Here is a 13,063-nt window from a genome sequence, read left to right on the forward strand (position 1 = left end):
TCGTATCTGATAATAATACGTGCTAAAAAATGGAAGGCGTAAAATGCTGTTTAATCTCTTCATGATGCGCTGCAAAGGTAAATACTAAATTGCTGTTGTGCAACCAGTTTTAACAAAACTACTGTTGGTGGTTGTGTAGTGGGGTAGACGCGAATCCTCATAATAACCTAAATAAAGGTCTCTAGCCAGGCGCTTTAAGGTGGCTTGTTTGGATTTTAAAGTGGAAAAATTTGGCAATACCTTGCAAAATGTTCAATTTTGAACTGCTCTTTGAAAGTAGAGCTATAAGAACTTATGGTATATATAATTGTTTTAATAGTAGGCTTGGTATTTGGGATTCATTTTTATAGAAAATCGCAGCGTCGCAGCGTGAAGCCCTTTCCCAAGCATTGGCGCGAATTGTTGAATACACATGTATTGTATTATCAAAAATTACCTAAGGAAAAGCAACCTGTTTTTGAGCAGCGAATGATGCAATTTTTGAGTGAAGTCTACATTGATGGTGTAGACGTGGAGATCGAGGATTTGGATACTGTTTTAATTGCGGCAAGTGCCGTCATTCCCGTATTCGGATTTGAGGAATGGCATTATAGTAACTTAAGTGGGATTTTAGTCTATCCAGATAATTTTAATGAAGACTTGCAATTTGGCACTGGGGATTCCGCTCGACATATTGGAGGCGTGGTGGGCAACGGACGTTTTGAAAAACAAATGATCCTTTCTAAAAAAGCCCTACATCATGGCTTTAAGAATACTACGGATAAGCAAAATACGGGCATCCATGAATTTGTGCATTTAATTGATAAGTTGGACGGTGCGACAGATGGCATTCCCGAGCGATTGTTAGCGCACCAATATAGCATCCCATGGCTTAATTTAATCCATAAAGAAATGGAAGCCATCAATGATGACAAATCTGATATTCGTGCTTACGGAGGCACAAAACAAGCAGAATTTTTCGCCGTAGCTTCAGAATATTTCTTTGAGCGACCGGATTTGTTCAAAAGAAAACATCCAGAACTTTATGATATGATGGTGCGTAGTTTTAAACAACCAATAAAGCGTTAAGAATTTAAAATAAATAACCCTTATCAACAAGAAAAAAGGTGTTGATAAGGGCTAAAAGTTTTAAGTATGAAGCCCGTTAATGGTCATCATAAAAGTATTCATATAATTCAATTATACTTGATGATCATCGGTATCCGGCTGAATAACATAATCATTTTTGATATTACTTTCCGGAATTTCCTTCATAAAATTATGGATGGAATTGTCAGCATTCGCACCGTAACTCGCCAATAGAGTTCCTTTACTACCGTCCGTGGTTTCAATGACGTATAATAATGACATGTCTGAAGGATTGCTCATGCCTTCAAAACGATGTTCCTTTAAAATCGTAACATCTTGCGGTTTGTAGTGCGTTTTGGAATCCACATTGACCAGTTGCTCATCTACTATTCTGTATTGATCGGTGAAACCCGCTGCTTCGTAGCGGTTTATATAATCTAATTCGTTTTTGCTAGAATCGTTTTTCATAAAATTGTGTTTTTTAAAAAGGTCTTCTAAAGAAGAAAGTTAAAGATCAGACCTAAAGATAACCCATCCTATCACAATGCAATAAATTATTAATCGGATTGATTAAATTTTCAAATTAAACCTTGAAAAGGCGATTGAGATTTTTAGTCGGCTAAGCTTTTTTTAAATGCAGGGACCTTTTAAACCGGCTATTTCAACATATAATTCCCAAAATATACTGGCCAAAACCCTGCTTTGTATTCTTAGTACACTTTAATTGAGATGACTATAGAGAACAAAAAAATTTAAGTTTTATACCGTGTCAATTGTGAAAATAAGTTCTAGTTTTGCACCTTACTATTTTTAGAAAAGGTTGCCTATTTATCTAGGCATTAAAAGGGAATCTGGTGTAAATCCAGAACTGTCCCGCAGCTGTAAGCTTTTTGTTGAAGCCCAATTATGGTCACTGTCATTTGAGATGGGAAGGCCGGGTGGATAAAGCAAGTCAGAACACCTGCCATTTCTTATAATTCTTTAAGGCTCTCGGGGATTGGAGCTAGGATTGGTTAAACAAACACTGTGTTAAACAGTTGTTTTTGTCTTCCTTATTCTTCCTCGTGTGCAGAAAATGATCATGAGGAACTGTTTACATTTCATTTATATTCTTTTTTTCGGATTGCTGGGCTGTCCCATTGTTTTAGTTGCCCAAGAGCGGGATACCTTGGTGCCTATTCAATTGAAGGAAGTGCTCCTAAGTCACGACAAAAATAAGCATGAAGCCCACTTCTCACCTGCGCCAGTACAATCCGTATCTGGAGAAAAACTCAAAAAACTCAACAGTTTATCAGTTGCGGACGCACTGCGGTATTTTAGTGGGATCCAACTCAAGGATTATGGTGGCATTGGCGGTATAAAAACGGTTAATGTCCGCAGTATGGGCTCCCAACATACAGGCGTTTTTTATGATGGCATTCAACTGGGAAATGCTCAAAACGGGCAAGTGGATTTGGGTAAATTTTCTCTTGAAAATATGGAGCAAGTCAGCCTTTATCAGGGCCAACGCACGGACATGGATCAATCCGCAAAATCTTATGCTTCCGCCAATACTATTTATCTGAGAACTAAAACACCCAAATTCGCCGACGGTAAAAAATATCAGTTGACAGCCGGCGTACGGACTGGATCATTCGGACTCTTTAATCCTTCCTTGAGCATTAATTATAAACTCAGTGACGTGGTGTCAGCTCGGGTAAGCACTGAACTGGTGAACGCCCACGGCAAGTATAAATTTCAATATTCCAATGGGGTGTATGATACCATTGCCCATAGAAACAATGCGGATATATCGTCCTTCCGTCTAGAAGCATCGCTACATGGTCAACACAATAAGGACACTTGGAATGTGAAGTATTATCATTATGATTCTGATAGAGGTTTACCGGGAGCCATAGTAGCCAATCGGTTTAAGCGTCCGCAACGCTTGTGGGACAAAACTAATTTTTTACAGGCCGATTACAAACATCAATTTTCACGCCCCTATGCTATTACCGTTAGAGGGAAGTACGCTGATAATTATTCGAGATATTTGGATCCTGAAATTGTAACTACCAGCGGATTTCTTGACAACACTTACGAACAACAAGAGTATTATCTCTCTCTGGTAAACACGTATAGCATTAAGCCATTCTGGACCTTAAGTTTGGCTACGGACGTTCAACATAACGTGATGCAAGCCAACTTATACCGATTTGCCTATCCAAAAAGAACGTCTCTACTGAATGCCTTAGCGACTAATTTCTATTTTGAAAGATTTAATCTTCAAGCGAGCGTGTTAAGCACTAGCGTCTTTGAATCTGTAAAATATTACGATGCAGCCGATGATTTGCAAAAATATTCGCCGTCTCTCCTCATTAATTTTCAACCGTTTGCATCGCCGGATTTCAGAATTCGGGCGTTTTATAAGACGATTTTTAGGATGCCCACCTTCAATGATCTGTATTATACGTTTGTGGGCAATACATTTTTAGATCCCGAATATTCAGAACAAATCAACTTAGGATTTTCTTGGCAAAAGGACGTCGGCACTATGGTATTTCAGCTCAGCAGCGACCTCTATAAAATCTGGATTACCGATAAAATAGTGGCTGTTCCGGGTACGAATCTCTTTAGATGGACCATGTTCAATCTGGGGGAAGTAGAAACAAAAGGTATTGAAACGAAACTCACCAACTCCGGAAAGCTAGGTTCAACAATACATTACACGGTGGTGCTTAACTATACATTTCAGGAATCAGTGGATGTCACGCCCGGAGGCAGCAGCTATGGCCAACAAATCCCTTATACCCCTAAGCATAGTGGCGGCTTAAGCCTGATGGCCGATTATAAGGAATTCGGTCTTAACTATAGTTTTATCTATACCGGAGAGCGGTATAGTCAAAAAGCTAATATTGCTTCCAACTATTTGCAACCGTGGTACACACATGATTTATCCCTTCATTACGCCATACCATTCGTAAAGAAAAACCCTTTAAAATTCGGGTTGGAAGTCAATAATGTCTTAGATCAACACTATGCCGTCATAAAAAATTTCCCAATGCCCGGAAGGTCCTTTCGGTTAAGTCTTAATTATGAATTTTAATCTCAAAAAATGATGAAAAAACTGTGTTTATTAGTACTGATTTTCTGCTCGGCGTACGCCTGCCAAACTGATGATACCGTAGCGGATGATGTCATTCAAAACCCCGGTGAAGGCGGTACAGAACAACCTTCAGGTGCTGTAGCAGGCTTCTATGTTTTGAATGAAGGCAATATGTCCATGAACAAAGCATCGCTTGACTATATGGACTATGAGTCTGGAACCTATAAGCGAAATATATTTAGTCAGGCCAATCCAAATCTGGTAGGAGGGTTAGGAGACGTGGGCAACGATCTGGGCATCTATGGCTCAAAATTGTATGTCGTGGTCAATGCATCTAATAAAATTGAAGTGCTTAATGCCGAGACAGGTGTCCGCATCAAACAAATAGATCTTGCTAATGGTCGCTACGTTACGTTTTATAAGGGGAAAGTTTATGTGAGTAGTTATTTGGGCAGCATTGGAGATCCTAAAGCACCCCAAGGCATCGTGGCCGAAATTGACACCACGAGCTTAAACATTACGCGTCGTGTAGAAGTAGGGAGGCAGCCTGAAGAGCTGGTAGCTTACAATGATAAAATTTACGTAGCCAACTCAGGAGGCTATAGTCCGCCAGATTATGAATCTACCATTTCTGTGATTGACATCCCTAGTTTTTCGGAAAGTAAACGCATAGAGGTGGCGGTAAATTTGCACCGTTTAAAAATTGATAGTGAAGGCGATTTATACGTGACCTCTAGGGGTGATTACTATGAGATTCCGTCAAAATTATTTGTAATCGACACAAAAACTGAAACGATTAAAAAAAGCTTCGATATCGGCGTGACTGATTTTACCATACATAATGATGTGGCCTATATGTACAGCACAGAATTTAGTTATATATCAGGAGATTATGATATTTCTTACCGAATGCTGGATACACAAACTGAAACCTTTTTGGAAACTACATTTATTTCTGACGCACACAAAGCACTTATTGAAATGCCCTATGGAATTGCGGTTCATCCGGAAACTGGCGACGTTTTGATTACGGACGCCAAAGATTATGTGACCCCAGGCACCCTCTATTGTTTCTCTCCTGAAGGCGCCTTGAAATGGTCGGTTGAAACAGGTGATATTCCTGCGCATATCGCTTTCAAATACAAATAATCTAAATCTTAAATAACAAAAAAATGAAAACAAATTACAACCAACTATTACTGGCCTTTTTCAGTATCGCTTTTTTATTAACCTCGTGTTCCAACGATGACGATAACGGAGTTTTAGCACCTGAAGTGGCCATGGCCGTTCAAGAACAGGCGCTGCAATATTACGTTGGAGACATTTCAACCTTCTCGGCCATTAATGAAAATAATTCAGTGTACACGGAAACCTGGTCTTTGGGCGATAGTATTGTATCTAATGCTGATACCTATATTTTTGTACCGAAAAACTCGGGGACTTATAAGCTTAACTATGCTGCCGTCAATGAAGCAGGAACGTTCACCTATGATTACACCATTACGGTACTACCAAAATTAAGACCCATCACGGACGACAGCAAGGCTTTCGTAACGGAACTCATAGAATATATGCCTTCTCCGGGTCAGTTTATCAATAAAAAACCAGGAAATTTAGAAAGTGCAGAAGGCGTTCTTGGAGGTCGTGGCCTGGTAAGTTTAGGAGGCTGGGGAGGTTCAGTAACCTATGCATTTGATCATACTGTTCTTAATCATGCTGATAAAAATGACCTGATTATTTATGGTAACGCCATGCCAACATTCTCTGAGCCGGGGATTATTTATGTAATGCAAGATGATAATGCTAACGGATTACCAGATGACATGTGGTATGAAATTAAAGGCAGTGCTCACGATTTGGAAGGTACGGACCGTGCTTATGAAATCACTTACTTCAGACCTGTCACTGCTGAAGGGGATGTGGATTGGAAAGATAGCAAAGGCAACACGGGGGTGATCGCCAAAAACGCGTTCCACAAACAAGCCTATTATCCTGAATGGATTACCGAAGATTCCTATACCATTTCTGGCACCTTGTTGTCCGATAGTAATGTTGACATGAGCAATCCTTCATATATCACTAGTAAACCTTTTGAATACGGTTACGCTGATAATACGAGCGGTGGCGATCAAATTGATTTAGCCGATGCTATTGATGCTGAGGGTAACCCCGTTAATTTAAGCGGAATTGATTTTATCAAGATTCAAACCGGAGTACAGGCCAATATGGGCTGGTTGGGCGAACTGTCTACTGAAATTACCGGGATTGCTGATTTAAATTTAATTGACTAATTTTTATATAACTAGAACCACATGAAACTAAAATTTTCTTTTTTAAACCGACTTTTCTTCCTCGTTTTTGCAGTGAGCATTGTAGGCTGTAGCAATGATGACGCCGTATTTATCAATCCTCCGTCTGTAGAGGGTGCTCAACAATTGCTAGATACCATCACCATGGGGGAGAGCCTTTTGCTAAGCCCAAAATTCAGCAATGCCAAAAATTCAATGTTTGAATGGAAAGTAGATGGCGAATTGGTAGGCAATGATTCGACCCTTGTATACATTCCTGAAGCCCGCGGAACACATCAAATAAGCGTTCTAGCAAAAAATGAAGGAGGTGAAGCTTCTTTAACTTACGACATCCACACTTGGGGCGCTTTTGAGAATGGTTTTTATCTCATTAACGAAGGTTGGTTTGGGCGTGGTACCGGAACCGTTGGGTTTTACCGTTATGATACTCAAACCCTGGAAGACAGTGTGTTTGTAAAGACCAATCCAACTAAAGACCTATTACCTTTAAATTCTACTTTAGGTTTTGGGGCGATCCATAATCAAAAATTATATCTGGTGAGTAAGGTTGGAGGTCCCGTTGTGGTTTCTGATGCGTATTCATTAAAAGAAGAACAACGTATTCCAGCCAGTTCCGGAAACAATTGGCGCGCCTTTGTGGGAGTTTCAGACACCCAAGGTTTGTTAAGTTCTAGTAATGGCATCTACAAGGTCAATCTTGAAACGCTGGTCTTAGAAGGTACTTTACCCGGTATTGAAGGACAAATTGGCGATATGATGAAAGTGGGCGAACATATTTTTGTATTATCTCAGCGCGAAGGTGTTATTGTATTAAATGCCGCGACTTATGAAGTTGAAAAACGCATCCCGGACATGGCTTTAGGTTTTGCGATAACTGAAGACCATACCGTTTGGGCAGCCGGTGGTACATCATTGGTTAAAATAAACCCGAGTACTCTAGAAACAAAAACTATTGACCTTGGCTTTAAGGCAAATAGTAGTTGGGGAGCGTGGCATCCAAGTTCTATTACCGCCAGTGCCAATACCGTTTTTATTGCTAAAAACGGTTCTTTTGGAGGTGGAAATGAGATATATAGCTATTCTAATGACCCAAGCTCTTTGCAAACTCCATTTATCAAACTTCCAGAAACAGAGGTTCTTTATGGCCCTGGATTGGCATTTAATCAAGCTAAAGGCCAATTAGTAGTAAGGACAGTGCGTGATGGTTGGGGCGAAAACTTCAGTTATAATAAATTGCATTTTTATAATGCCAATTCTGGAGTTTTAGAAAAAACCGTTGCCTATGATGGCTATTACTTTCCAGCATCTCCGGTATTTCACAACTAGTTAAACAATTATCTGGGAGCATATGTTTTCAGAGGATAGGTGTAAAGGCTCCAAAGTTTTGGAGCCTTTTTCTTATTAATACCAGAGCTCAGGTGTTCCTTTTTTTCTAAATGTTTTTTTGATTTTTACCTTTTAATATCAGTGATACGAAATACCCTAGAAATACATTTTTAAAGATGTGTTACCTGCTTGTTGGGCTTGCATATTGGCGTGAAGCCAGAAACCTTACATCAAATCGGGATTTAAAATATGGCGCTCTGAATCATTTCGATAGCATAGATGATCCTTTTAATAGGAGCCAAATAAAATATTGGTCACCAGAAAGGAACATTTTCAGGTTCCGTTTCATTTAGGGTTAAGTGGGTTATCTAAAAGATGTTGGGCAACCTGTAAGTACCTTTCGCCAATTTTAGGCCAGATGATGTCCTGACCATAAACCACAGCTTCCTTTTGAATTGTCCTTAACATTTCTGGATTATCTAGAAGCTCGGTCAAAATTATTGCCAATCCCTTTTCGTCTTTAAAATTAAATAGGCGACCCTTATTTTCTGAAAGTAATTCAGCCGCATGCCAGTAAGGGGTAGATACCACAGCGCAGCCAGAACCCATGGCATAGGTCAGCGTGCCACTTGTAATTTGAGCTTCATTAATATATGGGGTAATATAAATATCGCAGGCCGCCAAGTACTTAAAAAGTTCTTCTTCTTCAACAAACTTATTAATCAGAATCACATGATCGCCGAGATGTAATGATTTTATGAGTAATTTGAGCTCATTTCTGTAAATTTCTCCATCACTTCTGAGCACGTTTGGATGTGTTTTTCCCAAAATAATATAACACACTTCGGGGTGGTCTTTAATGATTTGCGGCAACGCTTTTATGACTGTTTCAAGGCCTTTATTCCGTCCAACGAAACCAAAGGTTAGGAGCAGTTTTTTCTCAGTCATTTTAAATTCAGCCCTTGAAGTCTCTTTGTCAAATTTTAGGTCCGGAACGCCGTGCTCTATTCTGACGATCTTTTCCGAAGGGACATCGTAAATAGACTCCAGAAACTGAGTGGCTTTATGGCTCATGACCACCACTTTATCTGACGTTTTACAAATTTCTTGCAAAACGGCTTTTTCGGAAGACGATGGACTGTCAAGTATGGTATGCAAGGTTGAAATCAAGGGAATCTGCAACAGTCGTAAAAGAGGTAAAATGTAGACGCCGCTCTGCCCGCCGTAAATACCAAATTCATGTTCAATAATACAAACATCTGCACCACTCCTATTAATAAAATCTGCAGCCGCCAAATAATCTATTGACCGTTCTTGATGGATAATTAGCTCTACTTCTGGAGGAAAAGCATAAGCCTCATGGCTATCGGTCATTGCTATAATGATCATTTCATGTGCATCCCTATTGTTAAAGGTCATGGCATGGGCAAGACTGTGCGTAAATGTACCAATTCCGCAATGTCGAGGTGGATATGTCGCAATAAAAGCAATCTTCATATATACCTGATTTACTCAATATTAAATTTAATTGTTGGGCTAAGAACAAGTCTTTAAGTCCTCTAAAATGTCATCGTTGCTGTAAAATATTTAAAGTCACTTGTAGTTTAAATCCGTAAACTACCAATGATATTAATGGGACTGCCGTAAATGTTCTTCTCGAATTGTATCAAAAAAGGGTGTCCTTCGCAATTGCACACAGGTTGCAGCGTACAGATAATTAGAAGCGCTCCACGTTTGCCAATCCTGACCCATGGGTTCACCATTTTGAGCTTTGTACCACTCGTTAAAACTAAATTTCAAATCAGTAGTTCTACCTTTCTGGATGAGTTTGGTCAAGGCTAAAAGTTTTTCCTCAGCCAACTCAAATTCTTTGGCTGCCACTAGCGCTGCAATATAGAAACCACTAATAAATGGCCATATACCGCCATTGTGGTAGTCTCCAGGTTTATTAAAATCAGTATATCTTGGAAGCCAGTCCAGATCTCCGGGTTGAATATATGGGAAGAAATTTGGTGTTAAATGGGGTATTAAGACTTTTCTTTGTGCCATGGATTTGCATTCCTGTTCTATCCATTTGACCATGGCTTTATTTTTTTCAGGAGTTGATAAACCAGACAAAATGGCCAGACTGTTTCCCAATAAATCAAAGCGGTTACTGCTATATATTTTGTAAGACCATAAGGCGTAATAAGGTTGGTCACTAATGGCGAGTCCTTCATGCGGACCGCTATGTGATGTATCTGAAGCAGAGGTAAACTGTCCTATAGCATCACTTAGATTATTAGCTTGAGTTTCCTTTTTTAAAAATTTAAGTCCACTATAGGTGAGGGTATTCACAAAAAGTCCGAATCCTAAAACCCATTGTTCATCGCGCCAATCACTGGTAGGCTGCTGTGCGATTAGAAAATAATTGGTGGGGCACTGATAATCCATCCAGAGCAGTGCTTTTTTGACCGCCTCTTCTAAAAAATGAGAATCGTCAAGTAGGGGTCTAAAAATACCGACGGCCATCAGAAAAAGTGGTGTAGTATCACTTGAGCCTAAATTGTTTTTGTCATGAACAATGGAGGGGATTTGTCCACGTTCGGATTGATTCGATGCCAAGGTTCTAAGTACATTTTCCATACTTAGCATCAGTTCCTTATTTCCTGAGATGGCGATGCCCAAAACTGATATTAAAAGATCTCTGGTATAGGGCTCTGGATACCCCCATCCGGCGGTGCGTGGCAAATTGGCAATTGTACCTTTCGCATTATGCAACAGCACTTCAATGGCCGCCTTTTTTGCAGAGGTGATTAATTTTTTGTCTTCTGAATTCATTTGAAAACTATTTAATTCCTAATCACTAGTGTACTATACACAGTATGATCGCTGCGGTTATAGTTCCGCTTGCAATCAGGAAAAGATCAACCGCTTATTTTTAATAAGCTGACTACCAATTGAATTGTAGTCTTAATTTGTCCAATCGTTTTAAGTAAGATTGGTTATAACACAAGTTGTCATTTTTAAATTACACAATCAGATCACGTTATATATGGGTTTGCAAACTTTCCTCCTGTTTTACCGGACACCGATGTTTCCTAATCTATCTTCTATAATTTGCAGAAATTTTTTAGTCACCACTTTATAATCGAAATGTGCTACAGCGCGTTCTCGTCCTGCAGACCCCATCTTTATTCGGAGTTTTTCATTCTCCATCAGCTGGAGCAAATATTTTGAGATGTCTAGAGTGTTGGCCCGATAATCTACGGTTCTGGGCAGGTCAAAATGAATTTTACGGTTGCTTTCAAAACCCGATTCTTCACCTAAAACCACATCTTTGACCACGATTTTTTTGGCGACTTCCGCTAAAAAGGCGGTCTTGTTGTGGATTAGAGTATCCAACATACCCATGGCATTAATTCCAATAACCGGTTTGCCGCAGGCGCCCGCTTCAACTTGGGGCATTCCAAAGCCTTCTAAACGTGAAGGTGCAGCGTAAATGTCGCAGGCACCAATCAGGTAGGGCATAAAGTTTCGGGACACCGTATTGGTGGCGTAGGTGATGTTTTTTTCGAGCCCCAAAGATTCCGCCATTTTGAGGTCAATCATGTTTTGCACCATCGTTCGGGGTTGTGGCCATACTTTACAAACATACTTCCAATCTGGCGCCCTGGTATCTATCATGGCTAGAGCCTGCATAACTTCCTGTGCGCCTTTAGAGGCAGCATCGCCGCCCACGGTCAGGATCATGATTTGATCTGGTGCAATACCCAAAGCGTCCCGCACTGCTACAATTTTCGGGTTATTTTTATCAAAAGGCTTAAATGCCTGCGTATCAATTCCAACAGGTAGAACTTCTATGTTATCAGGATGGATGCCATCTCTCACATACATTTCCTTAACCCAAGTGGAGGTCACTAAAATAAGCGGCAATGCATTTAAAACTTCTTGATAATTAGCTATATAGCCATCTGCTACCAGCCATGGCACGGCCAGAATGCCATAGCGCTGCGGGTGAAGTACCAAGTGTGGGGTATGTCCCCAATAGCCCACCCCAACTACAACATCAGGTTCAAACCAACGGTAATACCATTCTTTTTCTTGTGCCGATTCAAAATGAACTGCATGGGCATCCACACCCAACTCGAGCAAGCCTCTGTAAAGCATGTCGCCTTGTGTGGCGAGACCACCTGGAGAAGGTGGATAGTCGTAAAGTACAAGTACTTTCATTAGTGCTGTTTCAATCTTTTACCTTGGCTTCTTTTTGATTAATCCATGTTAGTGCGTCTTCCGGATTTTTAAACTGCCAAAAGGCTTCTTTTTCGGGAGTGGTCTTGGCCTCAAATCCAGATTTTTCGAATCCGTAGTTTTCCGTAATCATTTTATATTTTTCTAACCATATTTTTAGAGGTAACTTTTTGCACCTATGGGCGACCTCTATAGCGCGAGGATAATAAGTTCTGTTTCCATCTTCGTAAGCAAACAGCCAAAGCGCCTTGGTGGCTATTTTGTGTTGCAGCCATAAATTGATGACTGCTTTGCCAACTTCCTCATGACGTAGATGTCTGGTGTATTCTCCAAAGGGACTGTGGGTTATGATAAGTTCATAGGTTTTTTGTGGGAGGAGTTCTAATATCATATCCTCCACAATTTTTGATGGTAAAGGAATTTGCTCGGGGTCATCATCTAAATTACCCATTGCGCCATGAGCACCATAACGAGCAAGAGCTTTCCTGAATCTTGGAGCTCTATCTATATCATATTTTCTACAGATACTTAGTATAAACCAGTAATCATTTGGATGCATTAAAAGTGCACCGCCGCACCAAAGCGTTTCATCATCGGGGTGGGCAACAAGTACGGCATTATGTTTGTAGGACTCCATCTTGCTTCTGTCTAAGGCTATTCATAACCACTTTTGATAATTGTAGAGATCATAATGAAACGTTCGTTGGCGCTCACGGTATTTTTAGAATGTGCTGGGATAATTATACATTCGCCCGCCATTAGAGTAAATAGATTATCATCGATTTGAACGCTAGCGCTCCCCTCAATTATGTGAATAAAATGATCAAAACGTGAAAAGCCTTCACTGATGTGTTCGCCTTTGGCCATAAGCACTGCGTTTACATGGCCTGTCTCTTTTTTTAGAATGGATTTCATAAACCGTCCTTGTGATCCGTAGGTAGCCATACCAGCAACTGTAAAAATTATTGATTTCTTAAATTCAGAAGTATCCATTGCATGTCCATTGAATGAGTATTTAATTAAACTGGATCCATTTCCTTATAGA

At 40.1% G+C, this 13,063-nt stretch carries 11 protein-coding genes and 1 riboswitch; of the genes, 5 read left to right on the forward strand and 6 right to left on the reverse strand.

The genetic code is table 11. The features are described 5' to 3' along the window. The first annotated feature begins 294 nt into the window (after positions 1-294). Entirely contained in the window at positions 295-1,068 is a 774-nt protein-coding gene (locus ES711_RS10135) for a M90 family metallopeptidase (protein WP_146893180.1), read from the forward strand. Positions 1,069-1,179: 111 nt separating this feature from the next. Here the strand turns inward: ES711_RS10135 and ES711_RS10140 are convergent, their stop codons facing one another. Next, positions 1,180-1,536 (reverse strand): hypothetical protein, encoded by a 357-nt coding sequence (locus ES711_RS10140; protein WP_146893181.1) that lies wholly within the window; start codon positions 1,534-1,536, stop codon positions 1,180-1,182. 332 nt (positions 1,537-1,868) lie between these two features. Next, positions 1,869-2,051: riboswitch (cobalamin riboswitch) on the forward strand. Between the two features lie 98 nt (positions 2,052-2,149). On the opposite strand from ES711_RS10140, the gene ES711_RS10145 reads away from it, so the two are divergent. The 4 genes from ES711_RS10145 to ES711_RS10160 are packed head-to-tail and all read left to right on the forward strand — an operon-like array spanning position 2,150 to position 7,788. Beyond that, positions 2,150-4,153, forward strand: a complete 2,004-nt coding sequence (locus ES711_RS10145) for a TonB-dependent receptor plug domain-containing protein (protein ID WP_211363066.1) — start codon at positions 2,150-2,152, stop codon at positions 4,151-4,153. Between the two features lie 9 nt (positions 4,154-4,162). Further along, on the forward strand, positions 4,163-5,302 hold the full coding sequence (locus ES711_RS10150) for a YncE family protein (protein ID WP_317129867.1): 1,140 nt from the start codon (positions 4,163-4,165) through the stop codon (positions 5,300-5,302). A 23-nt stretch (positions 5,303-5,325) separates the two neighbouring features. Continuing rightward, on the forward strand, positions 5,326-6,444 hold the full coding sequence (locus tag ES711_RS10155) for a cell surface protein (RefSeq protein WP_146893183.1): 1,119 nt from the start codon (positions 5,326-5,328) through the stop codon (positions 6,442-6,444). A gap of 21 nt (positions 6,445-6,465) precedes the next feature. Continuing rightward, positions 6,466-7,788, forward strand: a complete 1,323-nt coding sequence (locus ES711_RS10160; RefSeq protein WP_146893184.1) for a DUF5074 domain-containing protein — start codon at positions 6,466-6,468, stop codon at positions 7,786-7,788. A 345-nt stretch (positions 7,789-8,133) separates the two neighbouring features. On the opposite strand, the gene ES711_RS10165 is transcribed toward ES711_RS10160, so the two are convergent. The 5 genes from ES711_RS10165 to ES711_RS10185 form a co-directional block, all read right to left on the reverse strand. Then, a complete protein-coding gene (locus ES711_RS10165; RefSeq protein WP_146893185.1) occupies positions 8,134-9,285 on the reverse strand; it encodes a glycosyltransferase family 4 protein in 1,152 nt (383 codons plus the stop codon). A gap of 132 nt (positions 9,286-9,417) precedes the next feature. Beyond that, a complete protein-coding gene (locus ES711_RS10170; RefSeq protein ID WP_146893186.1) occupies positions 9,418-10,608 on the reverse strand; it encodes a glycoside hydrolase 100 family protein in 1,191 nt (396 codons plus the stop codon). A 240-nt stretch (positions 10,609-10,848) separates the two neighbouring features. Next, positions 10,849-12,000 (reverse strand): glycosyltransferase family 4 protein, encoded by a 1,152-nt coding sequence (locus ES711_RS10175; protein ID WP_146893187.1) that lies wholly within the window; start codon positions 11,998-12,000, stop codon positions 10,849-10,851. A gap of 10 nt (positions 12,001-12,010) precedes the next feature. Continuing rightward, complete coding sequence (locus tag ES711_RS10180; RefSeq protein ID WP_146893188.1) at positions 12,011-12,655, reverse strand: PIG-L family deacetylase; 645 nt, start codon at positions 12,653-12,655, stop codon at positions 12,011-12,013. A 17-nt stretch (positions 12,656-12,672) separates the two neighbouring features. Beyond that, positions 12,673-13,011, reverse strand: coding sequence for a cupin domain-containing protein (locus tag ES711_RS10185; RefSeq protein ID WP_146893189.1), 339 nt, complete (start codon positions 13,009-13,011; stop codon positions 12,673-12,675). Between the last annotated feature and the right edge of the window lie 52 nt (positions 13,012-13,063).

Origin of the sequence: Gelidibacter salicanalis, from assembly GCF_007997285.1 — a bacterium.
Lineage (GTDB): Bacteria > Bacteroidota > Bacteroidia > Flavobacteriales > Flavobacteriaceae > Gelidibacter > Gelidibacter salicanalis.